The 19,796-nt window shown below is 62.8% G+C and carries 19 protein-coding genes; 9 read left to right on the top strand and 10 right to left on the bottom strand.

Annotation, left to right across the window (positions count from 1 at the left end):
- Nucleotides 1-5 precede the first annotated feature (5 nt).
- The 5 genes from ACEU5R_RS29550 (at nt 6) to ACEU5R_RS29530 (ending at nt 5,267) form a co-directional block, all read left to right on the top strand.
- The gene (locus ACEU5R_RS29550) at nt 6-965 is read left to right on the top strand and encodes a DUF4105 domain-containing protein (protein WP_392413361.1); all 960 of its coding nucleotides are present in this window, start codon (nt 6-8) and stop codon (nt 963-965) included.
- Nucleotides 962-2,872 carry an esterase/lipase family protein gene (locus ACEU5R_RS29545; RefSeq protein ID WP_392413360.1) on the top strand — a complete coding sequence of 637 codons (1,911 nt, stop codon included), beginning with the start codon at nt 962-964 and terminating at the stop codon, nt 2,870-2,872. The genes ACEU5R_RS29550 and ACEU5R_RS29545 overlap by 4 nt, the downstream gene beginning before the upstream one ends.
- 27 nt (nt 2,873-2,899) lie before the next feature.
- Nucleotides 2,900-3,625, top strand: a complete 726-nt coding sequence (locus ACEU5R_RS29540) for a hypothetical protein (RefSeq protein WP_392413358.1) — start codon at nt 2,900-2,902, stop codon at nt 3,623-3,625.
- 305 nt (nt 3,626-3,930) lie between these two features.
- Nucleotides 3,931-4,659 (top strand): DUF4377 domain-containing protein, encoded by a 729-nt coding sequence (locus tag ACEU5R_RS29535; protein WP_392413356.1) that lies wholly within the window; start codon nt 3,931-3,933, stop codon nt 4,657-4,659.
- A gap of 143 nt (nt 4,660-4,802) precedes the next feature.
- Nucleotides 4,803-5,267, top strand: coding sequence for a CopD family copper resistance protein (locus ACEU5R_RS29530; protein ID WP_392413354.1), 465 nt, complete (start codon nt 4,803-4,805; stop codon nt 5,265-5,267).
- A gap of 42 nt (nt 5,268-5,309) precedes the next feature.
- Here the strand turns inward: ACEU5R_RS29530 and ACEU5R_RS29525 are convergent, their stop codons facing one another.
- The 4 genes from ACEU5R_RS29525 to ACEU5R_RS29510 all read right to left on the bottom strand — a co-directional run bounded on the left by ACEU5R_RS29525 (nt 5,310) and on the right by ACEU5R_RS29510 (nt 7,159).
- Entirely contained in the window at nt 5,310-5,759 is a 450-nt protein-coding gene (locus ACEU5R_RS29525; protein ID WP_103272984.1) for a DUF6389 family protein, read from the bottom strand.
- 120 nt (nt 5,760-5,879) lie between these two features.
- The gene (locus ACEU5R_RS29520; protein WP_392413352.1) at nt 5,880-6,368 is read right to left on the bottom strand and encodes a hypothetical protein; all 489 of its coding nucleotides are present in this window, start codon (nt 6,366-6,368) and stop codon (nt 5,880-5,882) included.
- Nucleotides 6,369-6,491: 123 nt separating this feature from the next.
- The gene (locus tag ACEU5R_RS29515) at nt 6,492-6,629 is read right to left on the bottom strand and encodes a hypothetical protein (protein WP_158658358.1); all 138 of its coding nucleotides are present in this window, start codon (nt 6,627-6,629) and stop codon (nt 6,492-6,494) included.
- A 74-nt stretch (nt 6,630-6,703) separates the two neighbouring features.
- On the bottom strand, nt 6,704-7,159 hold the full coding sequence (locus ACEU5R_RS29510) for a fasciclin domain-containing protein (protein ID WP_103272986.1): 456 nt from the start codon (nt 7,157-7,159) through the stop codon (nt 6,704-6,706).
- A gap of 186 nt (nt 7,160-7,345) precedes the next feature.
- On the opposite strand from ACEU5R_RS29510, the gene ACEU5R_RS29505 reads away from it, so the two are divergent.
- Complete coding sequence (locus ACEU5R_RS29505; RefSeq protein ID WP_392413350.1) at nt 7,346-8,305, top strand: MerR family transcriptional regulator; 960 nt, start codon at nt 7,346-7,348, stop codon at nt 8,303-8,305.
- Here the strand turns inward: ACEU5R_RS29505 and ACEU5R_RS29500 are convergent, their stop codons facing one another.
- Nucleotides 8,306-9,232 carry a LysR substrate-binding domain-containing protein gene (locus tag ACEU5R_RS29500; RefSeq protein ID WP_392413348.1) on the bottom strand — a complete coding sequence of 309 codons (927 nt, stop codon included), beginning with the start codon at nt 9,230-9,232 and terminating at the stop codon, nt 8,306-8,308.
- A 109-nt stretch (nt 9,233-9,341) separates the two neighbouring features.
- Between ACEU5R_RS29500 and ACEU5R_RS29495 the strand changes: the two genes are divergently transcribed.
- The 3 genes from ACEU5R_RS29495 to ACEU5R_RS29485 all read left to right on the top strand — a co-directional run bounded on the left by ACEU5R_RS29495 (nt 9,342) and on the right by ACEU5R_RS29485 (nt 13,610).
- Entirely contained in the window at nt 9,342-10,655 is a 1,314-nt protein-coding gene (locus ACEU5R_RS29495) for a D-serine ammonia-lyase (protein ID WP_392413347.1), read from the top strand.
- Nucleotides 10,656-10,751: 96 nt separating this feature from the next.
- A complete protein-coding gene (locus ACEU5R_RS29490; RefSeq protein WP_392413345.1) occupies nt 10,752-12,071 on the top strand; it encodes an MFS transporter in 1,320 nt (439 codons plus the stop codon).
- Nucleotides 12,072-12,083: 12 nt separating this feature from the next.
- Nucleotides 12,084-13,610 carry a M81 family metallopeptidase gene (locus ACEU5R_RS29485; RefSeq protein ID WP_392413344.1) on the top strand — a complete coding sequence of 509 codons (1,527 nt, stop codon included), beginning with the start codon at nt 12,084-12,086 and terminating at the stop codon, nt 13,608-13,610.
- A 79-nt stretch (nt 13,611-13,689) separates the two neighbouring features.
- On the opposite strand, the gene ACEU5R_RS29480 is transcribed toward ACEU5R_RS29485, so the two are convergent.
- The 5 genes from ACEU5R_RS29480 to ACEU5R_RS29460 form a co-directional block, all read right to left on the bottom strand.
- Nucleotides 13,690-14,958, bottom strand: coding sequence for a hypothetical protein (locus ACEU5R_RS29480; protein ID WP_392413343.1), 1,269 nt, complete (start codon nt 14,956-14,958; stop codon nt 13,690-13,692).
- An 89-nt stretch (nt 14,959-15,047) separates the two neighbouring features.
- A complete protein-coding gene (locus ACEU5R_RS29475; protein ID WP_392413341.1) occupies nt 15,048-16,271 on the bottom strand; it encodes a hypothetical protein in 1,224 nt (407 codons plus the stop codon).
- 178 nt (nt 16,272-16,449) lie between these two features.
- Nucleotides 16,450-17,430 (bottom strand): hypothetical protein, encoded by a 981-nt coding sequence (locus ACEU5R_RS29470; RefSeq protein ID WP_392413340.1) that lies wholly within the window; start codon nt 17,428-17,430, stop codon nt 16,450-16,452.
- Nucleotides 17,427-19,316, bottom strand: coding sequence for a hypothetical protein (locus ACEU5R_RS29465; protein WP_392413338.1), 1,890 nt, complete (start codon nt 19,314-19,316; stop codon nt 17,427-17,429). Before ACEU5R_RS29465 ends, ACEU5R_RS29470 begins: the two co-directional genes overlap by 4 nt.
- The coding region (locus tag ACEU5R_RS29460) for a hypothetical protein (protein ID WP_392413337.1) at nt 19,313-19,796 on the bottom strand (484 nt) is incomplete at its 5' end. The genes ACEU5R_RS29465 and ACEU5R_RS29460, both read right to left, overlap by 4 nt.

The raw sequence follows: 19,796 nt of genomic DNA, 5'->3' as shown, positions 1-19,796 counted from the left end.
TGCCGCTGGCCGCGTGGGGCGCCGGCGCGCTGTGGTTCCTGTTACCCGGAGGCGCGGCGGCGCGCGGCGTGGCCGTGGCGGCCTGGGCCGCGCTGCATCTCTGGCTGCTGGGCCTGCTGATCGTCGGTCGTCCCCGGTGCGCCGGCCGCCGCTGGTGGGCGGGGTGGGCGCTGGCCGTCGTCGCGCTGCTGGTCTGGTGGCACACGCTGCGGCCGTCCAACGACCGCGACTGGGCCGACGAGGTGAGCCGCATGCCGCAGGGCACGGTGCAGGGCGACCACGTGCGCCTGCGGGACGTGCGCAACTTCGACTGGCGCGGCGACGCCGACTACGACGCCCGCTGGGACACCCGCGACTACGACCTGAGCCGGCTGCGCAGCGTGGACATGATCCTGTCCACCTGGGGCATGCCCGCCATCGCCCACACCCTGGTGTCCTTTGGCTTCGACGATGGCCAGCGCGTGGTGTTCTCGGTCGAGATCCGCAAGGAACGCGGCGAGCAGTTCTCGGAACTGGGCGGCTTCTTCAAGCAGTTCGAGCTGAGCGTGATCGCCGCCGACGAGCGCGACATCGTGCGGGTGCGCACCGCCGTGCGCGGCGAAACGGTATCGATCTACCCCATCCGCATGCCGCCCGAGGCGATGCGCGCGCTGTTCCTGTCCTATGTGGACACGGCCAACGCGCTGCGCGCCGAGCCGCGCTTCTATCACACGGTCACCGCCAACTGCACCACCATCATCTACCAGATGGTGCGCGCCATCGTGCCCGGCCTGCCGGTCGACTACCGCCTTCTGCTGTCCGGCTACCTGCCCGAGTACCTGTACGAACACGGCGGCCTGGACACCAGCCGGCCGCTGGACGCGATCCGGCGCGATGCCGACATCACCCAGCGCGCGGCCGGGGCGGGCAACACGCCGGCGTTCTCGCAAGCCATACGCGAACCTTTCCTGTCCCCCCGACCATGAAGCATTCCCTCGGGCTCGTCGCTCGCTGTGCCGCGCTGCTGCTGATCCTGGTGACCGCCGGCTGCGCCGGCGTCAAGGTCGCGTCCGTCAGCACGCAGGACTACATCGCCCAACGACGCGGCGACGTGCTCACCACCGGCAAGCTCAGCGCCGCCGCCAGCGAGGCGCTGGCCGTGCTGGGCCTGGACGCCGACAAATGCCGCGCGTCCGCGCTCAACTGCACCAGCGCGCTGCGCGGCAGCGACGGCCTGGACACCGAGCGCCAGCTGTCCACGCTGTCCGAGGTCTGGCTGCTGCACGCCGTGGAGCTGGAACGCCAGCGCCCCATCGCCGCGACCGACCGCGACGAGCTGCTGGACGCCTACCTGCAAAGCGCGCGCTACGCCTACGCCTACCTGTTCCACTCGCCGCGCCCGCCGGCCGAGCGCGCCTTCGAGGACCGCCAGACCCAGGTGCGCGACTATTACAACTATGCGGTGCAGCAGTCCGTCACGCGTCTGTTCTCGCACTACCGCGACGCGCCCAAGGCCGATGCCGCGCGCAGCGGCGAAAGCGCCCGCATCGGCGACTGGAACATCCACTTCCTGATGGACGAGGTGCGCCTGCCCGGCGGCAAGACCACGCCCTACGAGCTGATCCCGGCGTCCACGCTGACCTTCAGTGGCCTGCGCAGCATGTACCGGCGCGACGGCTTCGGCGCCGAGCTGGTCGCCGTCATGGCGCGCAGCGTCAATGACAAGGACACCTTCGAGCAGCCCTATAGCGAAACCCCGTTCCCGGCGCTGTCGGTGATCCTGTCCTTCAAGGGCCGCACGCTGACCCAGATCCTGGAGACGCACGACGCCGCCTTCACCGTCTCGGATCCGTATCGGCGCTACTACGTGTCGCTGGGCGGCATCTCGGTGCCGCTGGCCGCCAACTTCACCTCCGGCTACGGCCTGTGGCTGGCGCGCTCGGGCTTCGCCACGCAGGCGCTGCGCAACGCCATCGGCACGTCCGACGGACTGGCCGAGCCGCACATCTACCTGCTGCAACCCTACGATCCTGATCGGCGCATCATCGTCATGCTGCACGGCCTGGCCAGCAGCCCCGAGGCCTGGATCAACACGGCCAATGAAGTGCTGGGCGATGAGGTACTGCGGCGCGGCTACCAGATCTGGCAGGTCTACTACCCGACCAACGCGCCCTTGCCCTACAACAACGCCGAGATCCGCAAGGCGCTGCGGCGCACGCTGGAACACTTCGACCCCATGGGCACGGCGCGCGCCTCGCGCGACATGGTCGTCATCGGTCACAGCATGGGCGGCATCCTGAGCCGCCTGATGGTGTCCTCGTCGGGCGACGTACTGTGGAAGGCATTGCAGGAATACCGCTCGTTCACGCCCGAGGAAATGGCCGAGGCCGAAGCGGAATTCGGCGACATGATGCGCTTCGAGCCCTTCCATGGCATCACCCGCGCCGTCTTCATCGCCACGCCGCATCGAGGCACCGAGTTCGCCGAGCACCGGCTGGCGCGCTGGGCCTCGAACCTGATCACGCTGCCGGCCACCGTGCTGCGCAAGTTCGCCCGCATGAGCCAGCGCGCCGAAGGCGGCGAGATGCCCGGCGGCGAGCCCTACTACATCCCCAATGGCGTGGACAGCCTGAGCCCCAAGGACCCGTTCATCCGGCTGCTGCCGCAGATGCCGATCTCGTCCGCCGTGACGTTCCACAGCATCGTCGCCACCGACAAGCCGGACGCGCCGCTGGAGGAATCCACCGACGGCTTCGTTACGTATCACAGCGCGCACCTGGAGGGCGCGGCGTCGGAAGCGGTGATTCCGTACACGCACAGCGTGCAGGAAGCGCCGGAGGCGATATTGGAGATCCGGCGGGTGCTGCGCGAACATCTGGGGGCGGCGAAGTAGGGACTCGCAGAAACAGAGGAGGCTGTCTTGAAGCTCTTGAGGTATATCGTCAGGTACGACCGTGGCCTGGCTCCGAATCCGTACTTCGGCGTATGTTCCCTGGCGCTATGCACGCCGAATCATATGAACGCGAAACTCGGACGGGGAGATTGGATCTTGGGGCATGCGCCGCGAAAAGGGGGGAACCGGCTCGTGTATGCGATGCGGATCACCAATGTGCTGGATATGAATGATTACTTCGACCAGTTCCCGAGCAAGCGGCCGGATCCGGCAGGCACATTCGAGCAACGGCGCGGAGACAATATCTACTATTCCCGTGATGGCCAGTGGCGGCGAGCCCCATCCCTGGAGCACAACACGGTGGAGAATTTCCGGCAAGACTGCGGCAGGACGGTCTATTTGGCCGAAGGGGCGGAAAATTACTGGTATTTTGGCGCCGAGGGCGCATTGCAGGCCCAGCAGGAGTTTCCTTCCAGGTTCCCGGGGCTCGTGCATGCCGGAAGAGGAATCAGCTACGCCACCGACCCACGCGTCATTGCCGGGTTTGCGGCGTGGCTGGAATCCCTGGGGCGTAGTGGATTGATCGGAGAGCCTGGCGACAGGGCGCTGCTGCCTGATTCGGACTACCTTGTCGCAATTGATCCTGACGAGCAATGGACGCGGGTGGAAGACGCCCGGGGAGCCTCGCCGTTCTCCTGTTCTCCGTCATCGACAGGAGAAAAAAGAAGCGCAAAGTGCTGCGGTACCTGTTGAGCGCGGATGGACCTGGCTGCGTCGCGAGGGTAGATCATGATAGAAAGTGAGACATAACGACGAAAACGTAGCATTGCGTTTCCGTGCGTGGTGTGAGTCTTGTTGCAGGGCAATACTCTGAAACGTTCTCAAGGCAGTCTGGATAGATAGTCGATTTTTCGTCCGTAGAATGCCGTCTCCATCAATAACCCCCGGCTGAATAAGAGCGAACCATGAAAAAAACCATTCTTCTCGCTTCCGTCTGCGCCGCCTTGCTCCAGGCCTGCGCCCCGGCGTCCAACTCCACTCGCGAAGGAGCGTCTTCCATGTCCGCCACCGCCTCGTCCGCCGCTTCCCAGGCCACGCTGTCCGCCTACTACTGGCACCTGGCCTCGGCCGTCGACGCCTCGGGCAAGCCCATCGCGGCGCTGCAAAAGGGCATAGACAATCGCCTGCGCCTGTCCTTCACCGAGCAAGGCCTGAGCATCACCGGCGGCTGCAATACGCAGTTCGGCGGCTATCGCTATGACAAGGGCGTGCTGCAGGTGGCGCAACTGGCCGCCACGATGAAGGCCTGCGAACCCGGCCTGATGGCGCTGGACGCCGAAGTCGGCCAGCGCATCAAGGGCGACTTGCGTGCCTCGGTCGCCACCGACGCGCCCGAACCCGTGCTGCAACTGGTCGCCCAGGACGGCGCCGTGCTCAAGTTCACCGGCGAGCCCACGCCCGAGACCCGTTACGGCAGCAAGGGCGAGACCATGTTCCTGGAAGTGGCCGCCAAGCGCGTCAAGTGCAGCCACCCGATGATCCCCAACTACCAGTGCCTGCAGGTGCGCGAGCGCCGCTACAGCGAGTCCGGTGTGCAGCAGCCCGCGACCGACAAGTGGCATCCGCTGTATCAGTCGATCGACGGCTACGAGCACCGCGACGGCGTGCGCACCGTGCTGCGCGTCAAGCAATACGACTGGAAGAACCCGCCCGCCGACGCGCCGTCCAAGGTCTATGTGCTGGATATGGTGGTGGAGCAGGACATGTCTGGCAAGAAACCGAAGTAAACTCGCCGCCGGCCGCCATGCGGCCCGTCAAAGGCCGGACGGAACCCCACGTCCGGCCTTTGGCATTCTGGGCGGCGCGCCGTGGCTATCCACGGCCGGCGTCGGGCGGCTTGATCTTTGTCATGCCATCGGATGGCGCGCGGATGCCAGAATCCGATGACGCCATGAACGCCTATGCCCTGTTCCTCATCCTGCACCTGCTGGCCGCCGTTCTCTTCGTCGGCACGGTGACATTCGAAGTCTTGTTCCTGGAACCGGTGCACAAGCGCCTGCCCGTTGACGTGCGCAAGGCGCTGGGCGGCCAGCTCGGGCCGCGCGTGCGGGCGGTGCTGCCCTGGTCGGTGGCGGTGCTGTACCTGGCGGGGCTGGCAATGGCCTGGCAGTATCGCGGCGCGCTGGCGGATCCGTTGGGCTCGCCGTTCGGCATCCTGCTGTCGCTGAAGATCGCGCTGGCGCTTAGCGTGCTGGCGCATGTGCTCACTGCGTTGACGCTGGCGCGGCGGCAGCGCCTGAGCGGGGCGCTGAGCCGGCGCATGCATGTCAGCGTGTTCTGTCACATGGTGCTGATCGTGGTGCTGGCCAAGGCGATGTTCCATGTGGCGTGGTGAGCGCGGCGTGATGCCGCGCCGGGCCGCCCGATACTCGAAGCGTCAGACGGGCAAGACCAGCGGTTCCCGCGTGCCGTAGCCTTCCTCGCCATACACCAGCCCCGGCAACGGCGAACGGCCGCGTCCGCAGGCGTCCCACAATTCCCCGACCCACTGCATGGCCGTGTCGACGATCACGTTCTGCACGTCGAAGCCGGCTTCGTCCGAGCCGAACAGGGGCACCTCGGGCTCGATGCCGTCTTCGGTATGGCGCACGTCGAACAGGTAGCGGTGGCCTTCGATGGCCTTGTTGAGCACGAACAGGTCCGGGCCTTCCAGGCTGGCCACGACCGAGAACGTGCCTTCGCCGTCCTGGTCGGGGAACACCACGATGTGGATTTCGCGCGCCTTGGGCGGCAGGGCGGCGATCAGCGCGGTCAGCGTGGCGCGGGCCGTGGCGTCGTGGGCGCGCAGGATGCGCAGCAGTTCGGCTTCGTAGTCGGATTGGGTCATGGGTGGTTCGTTCAGGACGGGTGGCGCGGGTTCAGGCATGCGCCGGCTGGGCGCATGGGCGGTTGGATGGTCTGTTTTAACAGAAGCCGTCCCGACGCCCTGAACGGCAAGCGCGCGCCGCTAAGGCCCCGCGCGGGGCGCCGTCTCTTTCCTGTATTCCCGCACGTACTGCCCAAAGCGCAGCATCGGCACCTCGCCCCGCAAGGTCTGGGGCAGCAGCTTGCCGCAGAAGTATGCGCTGTCCGCCACCGGCCGTTGCGGAAAGTACTGGGGCGCCAGCTGCTTGTGCGCCTGCATCCTGGCATTGTCGATGAAGGCTTCGGCCTGTTCCGGCCCGATGGCTGCGACCAGCTGCGCGCGGATCAGCATTTGCAGTTCGGTCTGATGGCGGCCATGGTTGCGGTCCCAGTCCTGGTACAGATCTTGCAGCATGGCTTGCGTTGCGGGGTTGTCGCGCGCGCAGTGTTCCAGCGTGTTCGCGGCCAGTCCGCGCACGTCCATGAAGGCGGTATAGAGGAATTGCAGGCGGCCCGTGCTGTCGGCCGGCGCGGGCGACGGCAGGATGGCCAGGAGGCAGGCGGCGGCGCGAAGCAATGTGCGGGGTGTCATGGTGGCCCTGGCAGGATCTGGAGAAAGGGCGCGCAATGAAGCGCGCTCGAAGATCATGCGGGGGCCGCGCGGCGCACGCCACCAGAGGATTCTGAAATTGACGACGAGGGCCGCTGGCGGGCTTCAGGCCCGTTTGCAGAACGGGCAGTACAGCTCGTTGATGAAGTCGTCCGGCTCGATGTTGTCGCTGGGGATCAGCACGGCCATCGCGCCATGCGCTGCGCGCGGACCACGGTGGCGAAAAGATAAAAAGTGGTTCATCGCACCTTACCGGGGACGGCGCGATGAACCAGTCAATCGTCCCATGCGGCTGGCGCAATCCGGCCAGACGCGTGTCACTTGGGCATCACCACCGTATCGATGACGTGAATCACGCCGTTGTCCGCCACCACGTCCGTCTTCACGACCTTGGCGTTGTCGACGCTGACTTGTCCGCCATTCACGGCCACGGTCAACGAATCGCCTTCAACCGTCTTCACCGGGCCCGCCTTGACGTCCTTCGCCATCACCTTGCCGGGCACGACATGGTAGGTGAGCACCTTGGTCAAGGCCGCCTTGTCTTTCAGCAGCGCATCGAGTTTGTCTTTGGGGATCTTGGCGAATGCGTCATCGGTCGGCGCGAACACGGTGAACGGCCCGGGACCCTTCAGCGTGTCGACCAATCCCGCGGCTTGCACCGCGGTCACCAAGGTATTGAAGGAACCTGCTGACTTCGCTGTGTCCACGATGTCGGCGGCTTGCGCGGTGCCGAGCGCGAGGGCGAACGTCAGGGTGGTCAGGACGCGTTTCATAATCGACTCCTTTCATAGACGAGGGGGGCTGCACGATGAGGTTGGCGCCCCGGTTGCGCGGTATCGAGTGGGTCATGTGAACCGCTTGAAAGTGAATTTACGCGCCGAAATCTTCACAGTCCATAAAATGACCCGCTAAAATACAAACAAAACGGGTCAATATCGGGTCATAAAGAGGGCGTCGACATGGAACATCAGGCTTCTTCGGAACCGCAGCACGTGAGCTATCGCAGCGGCGCGGCGGCGCGGCTGGCAGGACTTTCCCCGGAAACACTGCGTGTCTGGGAGCGGCGCTACAACCTTTCCAACACGGAGCGCTCCGAACGAGGGCAGCGCTTGTATTCCGCGGAACAGGTCCGCAAATTGAGCCTGTTGAAACAGTTGGTGGACCAGGGCCATGCGATCGGCGTGCTTGCCCTGATGCCTGACGCCCAACTGCAAGAACTCGCCAATGCCGCATACACGCAGCCGGATGCCGTCGGACCCATTCGAATCGGGGTAATTGGCAGCAACCTTGCTAAGCGCATTGCGGGCAGCGCGCGCGACAGAGCCGATCTGGTGCTGGAATACAGCCGTTCCCAGCTTGAGCAGGCCGCGCAGGACGCGCCAAACGCCAGCGTGGAAGTCCTGGTCATCGAGCAATCAGAATTGCACGACAGCGCGGTTTCGCTGATCGCCGGCATCAAGAATCGTTGGGGCGCGGTCGCTGTCGTGGTGCTCTATCGCTTCTGCGCCAGCGCCACCATTCGGGCGCTTCGCGCCCAGGACTGCCTGGTTGCGCGCGTTCCAGCCGATGTAAACGAGCTCGCGCTGCTGTGCCGCTCGGCCCTGACCGGAGAACGTCTTCCGCCACAACCGCCATCCCACCTGCCCGACATCCGTTTTGACGAAAGCGCGCTGCTGACCATCATGGCTTCCGGCAGCGGGCTGGCATGCGAATGCCCCAAACATCTGGCGGACCTGTTGATGATGGTGGGTAGCTTCGAACGCTACAGCGCCCAATGCGCCTCGCGCAGTGCGGACGATGCCCAGTTGCACAGCGATTTGCAGCGGGCCGCGGGTCAGGCGCGCGCCATCCTGGAAGCCGCGATGGAAAAGCTCGCGACGGCCGAAGGTCTGCCCATGCCACCCACGACACGTCTTTGATCACGTCCGCGACGCGTCAAACGCCCGGCACTCCGCCTTCAACCATTCCGAGAATATGCGCGTGCGCCGTTCCTGCGGCCGCCGCGACAGCAGCACGTACCGCGCCGGCGCCGCCACGTGTTTGCCGAACACATCGACCAGCCGCCCGTTGCGGATCTCGTCATGCACCATCGCGCTGCGCCCGATCGCCACGCCCTGGTGATTCAGCGCCGCGCCGATGGCCAGGCTGGCCAGGTTGAACTGCGGGCCGTCCAGATGCTTGAGCCAGCGCGGCTGGTGCGCCTGCATCCAGGTGCGCCACTCGATGAACTCCGCCGCGCCGACCCAGGGCGAGGCGTCGTGCAGAAACGCCACGCCGTCCAGCGACTTGCCGGCCCGGAACTGCGGATGCGCGGCCAGATACTCGGGCGTGGCCACCACCAACAGGTACTCGTCCATCAGCGCGTCGGCCTGTAAATGGCCGTAGTCGTCCGGGTCGTAGCGGATGGCGATGTCGATGTCTTCCTCGTCCATCCGCTTGCGGTCCAGCGGCTGGAATTCCGCCTTCAGCCGTACCGACACGTCCGGCTGCTGGCGATGGAATTCCGTCAGGCGCGGCATCAGCCATTGCAGCGCGAACGAGGGCAGGCAATTGACCTGCAAGGCTGACGCGGGCAGGCCCAGCCGCTCGATCTCTTGCTGGATGTCGCCCAGCGCGCGGCTGACGGTGGCGTGCAGCTGCTCGCCCTTGGGCGTGAACGTCAGCCCGCGCTGCCGCCGCACGAACAGCGGATAGCCCAGCCGGTCTTCCAGCTGGCGGATCTGCTGGCTGACCGCGCTCTGCGTCAGGCTCATGGCCTCGGCCGCCCGGGTGAAGCTGAGATGGCGGCCCGCCATGTCAAAGCAGCGCAGCGCGCCCAGCAGCGTGGAATCGAAATGGACTGGCATGAAGAGGGCAGGAATAAGTCAGGCTAATGGCAGGATTAGAAATCATCGCTATTCTTGCACGCCGCCGGCTTCTACGATCTGCGCCTGTTCCTTCCCATGCCCGCGCAAGATGACCGTCAATCTCGATCCCCAGTTATTAGCCCAGCTTCAATCCCGCACGCCGCTGCTGTGGCTCAACCCGGCCCGGGGCGGCCCGCTGCCCGACGACGCGCCGTCCCTGGATCGGATCGACGACGCGCAGCGGCGCCTGGCGCGCTGCGCGCCGCTGCTGGCCGGGCTGTTTCCCGAGTTGGCGAATGCGGCTGGGCAGATCGAGTCCCGCCTGATGCCCGCGCAGGCCTTGCAGCAGCAACTGGGCGGCGCGTCGGCGTCCGGCAGCTGGTATCTCAAGCGTGATGACGAACTCCCCGTGGCCGGCTCCATCAAGGCCCGTGGCGGTTTTCATGAAGTGCTGGCCCTTGCAGAGTCCATCGCGCTGGAGCACGGCCTGCTGCCCCACGCCGACGCCGACCGCCGCCTGCTGGCAACGCTACAGGCCCGCGCGCTGTTCGGCCAATACGCCGTGACGGTGGGCAGCACCGGCAACCTGGGCATGAGCATCGGCGTCATGGCGGCCGCGCTGGGCTTTGACGCCGTGGTGCACATGTCCGCCGACGCCAAGGCATGGAAGAAAGACCGCCTGCGCCAGCGCGGCGTGCGCGTCATCGAGCACGCCGGCGACTACGCCCAGGCCGTCGCCGCCGGCCGGGCGCAGGCGCTGGCCGCGCCGCGCAGCCACTTCGTCGACGACGAGCAATCCGAGCTGCTGTTCTTCGGCTACGCCGCCGCCGCGCGCGGCCTGGCGCGGCAGCTGGCCGAGGCGGGCCGCAAGGTCGACGCCGAACATCCGCTGTTCGTCTACATCCCCTGCGGCGTCGGCGGCGCGCCGGGCGGCATCACCCACGGACTCAAGGCGCTGTACGGCGACCACGTGCATTGCTTCTTCGCCGAGCCGGTGGCCTCGCCGTGCATGCTGGTGCAGCTGGCCGCCGGCATGCAGACTCCCACGTCCGTCTACGACCTGGGCCTGGACAACCGCACCGAGGCCGACGGCCTGGCGGTCGGGCAGGCGTCGGAGCTGGTGGCGTCGCTGATGACGCCGCAACTGGGCGGCGTCTTCACCGTGTCGGACGACGAGCTGTACCTGAACCTGCTGGCGCTGAAGGACAGCCTGGACGCCGAGGTCGAACCCTCGGCCGCCGCCGCCGTCTCGGGGCCGGGCTGGCTGCAGGGCTCGGCCGCCGGCCGGGCCTATGCGCAGGGTCTTGCCATGGCCAACGCCACGCACGTCATCTGGGCCACCGGCGGATCGCTGGTGCCGCGTGATGCGTTGCTCGGCTTCCAGGAACACGCCAGGACGCTGCGCCCGCGCCGCGCGGCCTGAGCCGCCAAGTTCCGATATCCCGCAGATATCAAGCCGATCACCAGCCGATCCCAGGCAGACCCCCATACCAACAACGACATTCCAAGGAGACAACCCGTGAGCGCCAGCGCTTCCCTACCCGCCGGCCGGGCCGCAACCCCGGACCAGCAAGCCTTTGAAAACGCGACCTACAGAAAGGTCGCGCTGCGGTTCATCCCCTTCCTGATGCTCTGCTACGTGGTCACATACCTGGACCGCATCAACATCGGCATCGCCAAGCTCAACATGCTGGCGGATCTGCAATTCAGCGAAGCGGCCTATGGTCTGGGCGCCGGGCTGTTCTTCATCGGCTACATGGTGTTCGAGGTGCCCAGCAACCTCATCATGCACCGCGTCGGCGCGCGCCTGTGGATCGCGCGCATCATGATTTCCTGGGGCATCCTGTCGGGCGTCATGGCCTTCGTCACCACGCCCTGGCAGTTCTACACCGTGCGCTTCTTGCTCGGCGTGGCCGAGGCCGGTTTCTATCCGGGCGTGATCCTTTATCTGACGTACTGGTTTCCGAACCGCCGCCGCGCCAAGATGACCGCCATCTTCCAGGCCGGCATCCCGGTGGCCGGGCTGATCGGCAACCCGCTGTCGGGCTGGATCATGGAACGCTTCCATCTGGTCGGCGGCCATCCGGGCTGGCAATGGCTGTTCGTGCTGGAAGCGCTGCCCACCATCCCGCTGGCCATCGGCGTGCTGCTCATCCTGTCCAACCGCGTGCAGGACGCCACCTGGCTCACGCAGCAACAGCGTGACCTGATCACCCGCGACATCGCCGAAGACAACGCCGGCCGCGAACACATGCCGCTGCTGCGGGCGCTGCGCGACGCGCGCATCTGGAAAATCATCGCCATGACCTTCCCGGCGATGATGGCGCTGTACACGCTGGGCTTCTACCTGCCCACGCTGATCAAGGACGCCGGCGCCGAAGGCGGCGTGCGCATCGGCCTCTTGAGCGCCATTCCGTACCTGGTTGCCATGGTGGCCATGGTGCTGGTCGGACGCAGCTCGGACCTGCGCCGCGAGCGCCGCTGGCACCTGGTCTTCATCCTGGTGCTGGGCGCCGTGGGCCTGGTCGCCAGCGTCTTCGCCGGCACCAACCTGACGCTGGCCGTGATCGCGCTGTCCGTCGCCGCCGCCGGCATCATCAGCTTCTCGCCCATCATGTGGACGCTGCCCACCGCCTTCCTGGGCGGCGCCACGGCGGCCGCGTCCATCGGCATCATCAACAGCCTGGCCAACCTGGGCGGCTTTGTCAGCCCCTACCTGATCGGCTGGATCCGCGACATCTATCACAGCACCGCGCCGGCCATCTACGTGATCGCGGGCGCGCTGCTGGTCAGCGCCCTGATCGCGCTGAGCTTCGACCCCAAGAAAGTCAATCGCTGAAGAGCCCGCAACATGGCAAGCACACCCGCAACACCGCTGCGTCTGGCCGTCGCCGGCCTGATCCACGAGACCAACACCTACGCCGCCGAATTCGCCGGCCAGACCCCGCTGCGCGCCTTCGAGCAGTACAGCGGCCAGGACCAGATCCTGCAAGCCTTCGACAGATCCAACCACCAGGTCGGCGGCTTCATCGAAGGCGCGCGGCAGGCCGGCGCGGAACTGGTCTGCCCCTACGTCGGCCAGGCCACGCCGTCCGGCACCATCGAGGCCCAGGCCTACGCCCAGATGAAACGCCGCATCCTCGACGGCCTGCGCGCCGCGCTGCCGGTGGACGGCGTGCTGCTGGCGCTGCACGGCGCCGGCGTCGCCGACGGCGTCGAAGACATCGAGGGCGACCTGTGCGTGGCGGTGCGCGAACTGGTTGGCCCCGCCACGCCCATCGCCGCCGTCTACGACCTGCACGGCAACATGACCGAGGCCATGCGCGACAGCTGCGAACTGACCTTGCCTTGCAAGCTCTATCCGCACACGGATTTTCATGATCGGGGCGTGGAGGCGGTGGCGCTGCTGCGCGAGATCATCGCCGGCCGCCTGCGGCCCGTGACCGTCATGCGCCGCCTGCCCATGCTGCCCTACATCGTCACCACGCAGGAAGGCTTCATCCCCGCCGAGGTCAACGCCGTCTGCGCCGAACTGGCCCAGCGGCCCGGCGTCATCGACTGTTCATGGTTTCACGGTTTTCCCTACGCGGACATCGCCGCGCCGTGCCCCGCCGTGGTCTGCACCACCGCCGGCGACCTTGCGCTGGCCGAGCGCTGCGCCGACGAAGTCGCGCAATGGATCTGGTCGCGCCGCGAGGACTTCCGCCCGTCCTTTCCCAGCCCGGCCGAGGGCGTGGCGCAGGCCCTGGCCGCCGCGCACGGCCCGGTCGTCGTCAACGAATACGCCGACAACCCCGGCGGCGGCACGCCCGGCGACGGCACCCATCTGCTGCGCGCCGTCCTCGACGCCCAGCCCGCGCCCGGCACCTGCTGTTTCGCGTCCATCAACGACGCCGCCGTCGTCGATCAGGCCCGCCAGGCCGGCGTGGGCGCCACCATCAGCATCTCGCTGGGCGGCAAGCAGGGGCGTTTCCAGGGAGAACCGCTGCGCGTGAATGCCTACGTCAAGGCCATCACTGACGGCCGTTTCATCAATCGCGCCGGCTCCATGTTCGAAGGCGTGCGCTTCGACCTGGGCGCGATGTGCCGCCTGGTCATCCAGGGCGTGGACGTCATCGTCGCCTCGCGCGCCGAACAGATCTATGACGAGGAACCGTTTTTTCTGCACGGCATCGACGTCACCGCGTACAAGCTCATCGCCATCAAGGGGGCCAATCACTTTCGGGCGGGTTATCGACGGTTGGCCGCGCAGATCATCTCGGTGGATAGCGTGGGGTTGAGTACTGCTGATATCACTTCGTTTCCGAGGGAGCGGCTGGTCGGCGAGTATTGGCCGCTGTCGGATCGCGCTGCGTTGGAGGACAAGCAGGGGGCCTGACGCCGAGCGGTACCGATATCCGCAGTCGATCGGCCTCGGCTCGACTCGTGAGCGAGTCGAGCCGTAGCGCCATCATCCATCAATCCCTGAACGCGCCGGCTCCCGCAATATCCTTGGGCACCAGGCATCTGTGTTTCTTCGGGTTGCTCATATCGCAGACAAAGAACCACGCGGTCCAAGGTCCTTGAATCGCGTCCGCCGTCAGTTGGGACTTTTTGGCGGGTATGACGTCGCTGAGGCCATACCTGAGGGGATTCAGGCATTGGTTGATCGGCCCGGGCGCTTCAAGGCAGAACGTGACGGCCACGGGCATCGCGCAATCGTTCTGGATCCGCTTGTACGCGTCCGACACGCCTTTGCCGCTTTGGACGATGCGCACGCATTTGCCCGAGATGTACGGTGCATGATCATTTTCCTGTGCCGGCGTCTGCGGCCGAGCACCGGAAGGCGCCGCCGCCGTTGATATCGGCGTCTTGCCGCGCGGCGATGCGGAATCGCTGGCCGAGGGCCATCCCGCGTCCCGATGGCACTGATACACCTTCAGCCGTGGCGTGATGGTGTCAGCGAAGTTCGGCGGCTCCCTGTTGATGACCAGGTCGGCGCAGGCGCCACCTGAATTCCCCTCGCACCCGAGCAATGCGCGTTGCCGTGGCGTGTCCGTCATGCCGTAGGCGGAGTACATGCGCAGTCCGTTGTTTTGAACGTTTGTGCTGGCTTCCCGCTGGAGTGCCACCAGATCCTGGAAGTACGCATCCAACTCTGCTTTCGGGAGCATTTTCTCGCGCAGGGCCGCGAACTTCAGCGTGATCGCCCCGTGAGAGGGGCTTGAAATCGTCGTTTCGACCGGGCAGTTCGCGGAGGCCGTCGATCGCTCTTTCGAACTGGCGGCGGCAGGGGTTGATGCCGTCCGTGTGGCGCTGCCGGTCGCAGCGGCAGCTTTAGGGGGAACATTGCCGCTGCCTGGGCTGCTTGCTACCTTGCTTTCCGGCGAGGCCCCGGCGGGAGCCGCCTTGTTGCTGAGTTCTCCATCGACATAAAAGTACTCCTGGGCCTCCCCTTGGCGCTCCTGGGCCACGACCTTCCCTTGCCAGGCCCCATGCACTAGCACGCCTGTCGCCGTGGACATCACGTGTCCATTCAAGTACTTCGTAAGGGTCCCGGCGCCTTCGCCATATCCGTTCTTGCAAGCGCCGCTCCATCCATATGAATAGCCTGGACTGAGCTGGGTCGCCCGCTTGATCACGCGACAGCCGGCCGAGTCGGTATGCCAAATCCCTTCCGAATGGGCTGGCGATACCGAACACACGGCAAGAATCAGGATGGACAGGATTGCTCTGACGGTGCGCATCGATTTCCCCGAATCATGTTTTTCAGCGGCGCGCCATGCATCTGGCTTTTATTGATCGCACGACTATACGCCCGTCAGCGCCGCCCGAGTCAGTCCCGCAGCAGATACGCCTCGCCGCCCGGTTTCAGATATGGCGTCAGCGCCTTGAACGGCACCTGGGCATGCGTGCCCAGGCAGGCGCCCGAGGAATGCCCCACGCCCGACACCGACAGGCTCAATGCGCCCGGCGCCTGCGCGCCCAGCGCCAGATAGTCCGGCCACAGGTCCGCGCAATCCTCCAGGTTCGGATGCTGGTCGGCCTTGCTGGCGTCCGGCCCCTGGTCCACCGCCTGCTTCACCAGCGTCAGCAGCGCCGCGCTCTTCTCGCCGCCGAACGTGCGCTTGCCGGGCACATAGGCGTCGAACACCCGGTTCCAGTCCAGATACTCGCCGCGCAGCAGGTCGAAGGTATAGACATCGAAATGGTTGTACGGATGCGCGCCGCCGCAATCCAGGCTGCCCGATTCCGTCACGGTCATCAGCGCGCGCGACAGCCAGGTCACTTTCACATCCTCTTCATCAAACCCGCCCAGCGTGCCCGCCATGGGATTGGCGCTGGTGTACGCGGTCGCCTTGCAGTCCAGCGCGCCCAGGCTCTTTTGCCAATGGCGCTGCTCCAGCAGGTAGTTGATGCGCTGCATGGCCTGCGGGTCGGGATGGCGGGTCAGGCGGGGATACAGGAATTTAGTGCGCGGGTCCTGCCACATTTGATAGGCGACGGTGGCGTTGCCGATTTCCTTGCCGACGGGTTTGGCGTGGCCGGTGAGTTTCAGCGTGTCGTAGGGGGCGCGGGTGGAGGTGATGCCGGCGTTCAGGTCCACGTCGCCCAGGTTGATTTGGGTGGCGCGGGCTTGCTTGCGGTCTTGTTCGAGTTGGGCGGTGTCGTATTGGGCGACGCGTTTCAGGTCGAAATGGCGTTGCTTGCCGGTTTTGGCGTCGGTCCAGGTGCCTTTGTAGGACGTGGGGGTGAGGGTGCCTTGCCAGGTGGCGGCGGGGGTGGAGGTGTTGGGGGAGGGGGAGGGTTCGGTCAGGGAGGCGGCGGTGCCGGTCAGGGGGATGTCTGTGCCGTGGGAGGGGTAGAAGTAGCGGCCGGTTAGGGGGCTGCTGGATGGAGTGGGGGGGGAGTCCAGTTCCAGGACGATGGTGCCGGCGCCTTGGAGGGGGCCGGTGTAGATGGTGCGGGGGGCGGCGGTGGCCGCGGTAACCGGCAAGAGGGCCGCTAGAGTAAGAGTTTCCAGATATGGCCGGAAAAAGCAGGCTGTGGTGAGGCGCATTTGTATGGAAATCTAGGGTGGTGTTTGGCTGAAAATAATCGTTGATGATTCATGAGGATCGTCTGAGTGTTTAAAGGTGAGCCACTTCTTAGAATAAAATTATGATCCTGATTTTATAGAATTATTATTTTTATTGTTTCTTTGCGTGTGCGAAACGCATGAGGCTGGCTGTACGTGGTTATTGCTCGACTTCAAGAATTCTATTGGTCGAACTAATTAGGCATTCCATCGAGGTGCTGTGGTTTGATGGATACTGGCGTGTAGGCAATTCTTCAGAATCAACGTGCCAGACGGACACCTGATCCATGCACATGGCGACAAGTAGCGCAAGTGAGAAAAAGAGCTTGGGTCCGAACGGTAATAGAACTGGACGGCATGTTTTAGATAACCCGTGAACTAAAGACAATAGCGTGTAATAGGTATCTACAGGAGAAAGTACGTCATAAAAGAGCTGGCTTGAGGATGTGGCTGCAATTAGGTCTTTGTTGTGTTGTGTGACATTCTTTAAAAATCGATCATCTGGAGAGTTAGGGATGAAAACCCATTTTTTTCGGGGTTCCAAGTACTCGACAGCTCCCGCGGCCTTGCCTCGTTCATAGCCGAGGCTAACAACAACTTCCAAGGGAAGCCCCGGAGATGTTGTCCAGCCGGAGAAGGCTGGATGCACCGGTGCAACACGTCGATTGTAGATATGCGGATTTTCCGGGGGGCGGGTAAATTTGGCTAAGCAGTAGATAAGCTGAAGCCTAATAGGAATAATGACTGCTGCGATGTCACGAATGGCGGCCATAACGTAGCCCATCTGTCGCCGTGACATGCAGGAAACATCGACGACTAGCGGCAGCTCTGGGTTGCCGGAAGAAAGTGCGTACTTCGCTTCATTTTGAAGTCTTTGGATGGCATTGTGTTCATCACAAATACTATCTTCCCCATACTTTCGAAGAAAAGACGACACAGCCTGAGGCCGAAAAGTATCTTGTCTATCGCATAGGGTTAGATAGGAAATATTTTTAATAGACGAAAAATGGGGTCTCAGCCAAGTGGCGCGACTATTTTCAGCAAATGAAGTAACTATCAATGTGCGCATAGAGGCTGCCGACGAGGCTGCAATTTCCTCCACTGACGTTGAGGAAACTTCAGAGATTGTTATTTCACTCAAAATAGTTTTCCTTGCTGCGCAGGAGGAGGCGTTTTCATGTGCGCGATGCTGTCTTCCTGAGGAGTATCCTCTTTTAATATCGAAGACAGGCGAACTTGTTTGGATGTCCGTACAGGAAGCTTAAATACTGGGGATAGCAAGTAAGCAAGTCTAAATCTCTTATTTCGTAGGGTCTTAAAACCACCGACTGTGTCCGGGTGTTCGTAACAAACAATCGCTCCATGATTAAGTGCAATGCGTAGGCATGCTTCGTAGTCATCGGGTACGCTATCATCTATCACAAACGACAGGGGTGGATCTTCTTGGAATGAATCTCTCACTATTCGATCGTGAAAATATCGTCCAATTTTCTCTAGCAACGAAAATACCGGTACCGATGTGGAAATTCCTTCGTCCTGTTGTGATGCTACTGTGCGGAGCATCTCTGCGAATGTGCCGGCGGTCGCGGCAGCTTGTCGTTGTTGCTGAGTGATGTTGACGGGAAATGAAGATTTCTGGTCAATCTCAGCAAAAATTCCAGTCAGCATGGCTAATAGCCAGCGTGGATTCCCTTCGCTAATTGCTGCAAGTGCTTGCCAACCTGAATATGCTGAAGTATAAGGCTTTCGACCTCTTTTTTTTCCTTCAGATGTCCCTTTGTAGGCATTTCTAAAGGCAACCACAGGGGCTATTTTTCGAATTGTGTTTCCGTTTGGAGCATCAGGGGATGGATTTAATTTCAGAGGATCAATTCCCTTGCGGATAAGAAATTCTTCAAAAGATTGATCCTTGGCGACGAGGTTTGTAAATTCTGCAGCCCAAGTCTCTCCTCGCCCCAATGCGGGATGTAGGCCGCCCACCTCACCTGTTTCATCTATGATCGCGTACTGTGATCGACCGAAAACTTGCTCGGGCGTCATTGCGTGTAGTATCGGATCCTCTTTAGTCCGAGCAGCAAATACTCGTCGACAAAAATCGTCAGCCTCTCCCTTTTCTCCGTACCATAGTTCCACCTGCTTGTAATCGTCTGTCGCCGTGGGGGGCGTAGATGACGTTAAATCAAGTAAGGTGTGAGGTCCGCATGGCGCGAGAGCTACTTTGATCAGTAGCTTCTGGGAGCTGGCTCTTAATCCTGCTAGTACTAGTTGTTGCAATGACAGGGGGGCTACTTCGAATTCGTCAAGTAGCAGAGCCCATAAGCCATCTCTCTCTCCTGCTAGATCATCAAACGCGGTGAGTACCTGGCTTGTTGCAGTGATTGCCGCGATGCCAGCATATGGCAGCAATTGAAATACCAGATCAGTGTTTGGCGACTGGTGTTCTGCAACTCGAAGTGCTTGCTGACGAATGTCTAGCAGTCGGTTTGATAGAGAAGCTTGTAGTGAGCGTATGGTGAGGGCGCGAGGAGATAGTTTCCACACTTCTGCCGCAAACTCAACAAATTGCTCCACGTTTGTGATATCGAAATTTAGGCTACGATATGTTGTGTCGGCTGGATATTTTGATCCTTCCAGGCGCTGCTGAATGGTATTTAATGTCGCCAAGAATACGTTCGTGGTAAACGCTGCTTCCGAAATTAGATCGAAACATTGGGACTTGAGTTGACCGTTTCCCAGCGCTCTGACCATTTCGCCCCAAGCAATATCAGACGGGACGTATATGCCGGTGTAGCGAAGTGTGCTGCGGTAGCGATCTGCTTCTTTTCCGTTCCATGCTCGAAGGCCAGGGAGGCTCAACATCTTCAATAAAGTGGTCTTCCCGCTGCCGCGAGGACCTACAAGCAGGCTATTCCATTGGCCAGCGAGTTGCTGAAATTTCTCGGAGACGACGAATTGACGAGCAACCTCCTCGAAGCTCATTGCTTTTGCGTTAAATGCTGATAGGAATGGAAAAGGATTCGGGGTCATATTCGATTCTGCGAATTCACAGCGGCTTTTACAATTTCTCTGCAGTAACCGGCATCATCACGTTCAATGAGAAGCTGATGCCTGGTCTCCAGCCGTCGCTCTAGAATTCCCATATCGGTGGGACTGGCGAAACGGATGAGTGGAACCTTCTCGATGATATTGTTCCATGTGTGCGGAAAATCACCCAGTGCGGCGATAGAAGCTGCGATGCGTTCCACAGTAACTGGTAGTCCGAGGCCACAGCCATCAAAGATGCCACGTTTAGCAGGAGGTGATGGGCGCCAACCTAATCCACGATGCCAGTCCCAAGCCTTTACTGTGCCAGCGATACGCCCATCCTCTAGGTTCAAATCTAGAATGTAGAACTGATTCTGAGTGCCTGACTCAGTGACTTGCAGAAATGCACCAACGCTCGCTGCGGCGAATACTACCGTTGGGCTTGAGCTACCTTGAGCGTTGGAAATTCGTCCATGGTGCTTG

It is taken from the genome of Achromobacter sp. 413638, from assembly GCF_043119405.1.
Taxonomy (GTDB): Bacteria; Pseudomonadota; Gammaproteobacteria; order Burkholderiales; family Burkholderiaceae_B; genus Achromobacter.
This window is presented reverse-complemented; position numbering and strand designations above follow the sequence as displayed.

Excerpts from the sequence above, each read along its gene's own strand:
- ACEU5R_RS29545 (WP_392413360.1), top strand. The coding sequence starts at position 962 with ATGAAGCATTCCCTCGGGCTCGTCGCTCGCTGTGCCGCGCTGCTGCTG.
- ACEU5R_RS29535 (WP_392413356.1), top strand. The coding sequence starts at position 3,931 with ATGTCCGCCACCGCCTCGTCCGCCGCTTCCCAGGCCACGCTGTCCGCC.
- ACEU5R_RS29530 (WP_392413354.1), top strand. The coding sequence starts at position 4,803 with ATGCCAGAATCCGATGACGCCATGAACGCCTATGCCCTGTTCCTCATC.
- ACEU5R_RS29525 (WP_103272984.1), bottom strand. The coding sequence starts at position 5,759 with ATGACCCAATCCGACTACGAAGCCGAACTGCTGCGCATCCTGCGCGCC.
- ACEU5R_RS29520 (WP_392413352.1), bottom strand. The coding sequence starts at position 6,368 with ATGACACCCCGCACATTGCTTCGCGCCGCCGCCTGCCTCCTGGCCATC.
- ACEU5R_RS29515 (WP_158658358.1), bottom strand. The coding sequence starts at position 6,629 with ATGAACCACTTTTTATCTTTTCGCCACCGTGGTCCGCGCGCAGCGCAT.
- ACEU5R_RS29510 (WP_103272986.1), bottom strand. The coding sequence starts at position 7,159 with ATGAAACGCGTCCTGACCACCCTGACGTTCGCCCTCGCGCTCGGCACC.
- ACEU5R_RS29505 (WP_392413350.1), top strand. The coding sequence starts at position 7,346 with ATGGAACATCAGGCTTCTTCGGAACCGCAGCACGTGAGCTATCGCAGC.
- ACEU5R_RS29500 (WP_392413348.1), bottom strand. The coding sequence starts at position 9,232 with ATGCCAGTCCATTTCGATTCCACGCTGCTGGGCGCGCTGCGCTGCTTT.
- ACEU5R_RS29495 (WP_392413347.1), top strand. The coding sequence starts at position 9,342 with ATGACCGTCAATCTCGATCCCCAGTTATTAGCCCAGCTTCAATCCCGC.
- ACEU5R_RS29485 (WP_392413344.1), top strand. The coding sequence starts at position 12,084 with ATGGCAAGCACACCCGCAACACCGCTGCGTCTGGCCGTCGCCGGCCTG.
- ACEU5R_RS29480 (WP_392413343.1), bottom strand. The coding sequence starts at position 14,958 with ATGCGCACCGTCAGAGCAATCCTGTCCATCCTGATTCTTGCCGTGTGT.
- ACEU5R_RS29475 (WP_392413341.1), bottom strand. The coding sequence starts at position 16,271 with ATGCGCCTCACCACAGCCTGCTTTTTCCGGCCATATCTGGAAACTCTT.
- ACEU5R_RS29465 (WP_392413338.1), bottom strand. The coding sequence starts at position 19,316 with ATGACCCCGAATCCTTTTCCATTCCTATCAGCATTTAACGCAAAAGCA.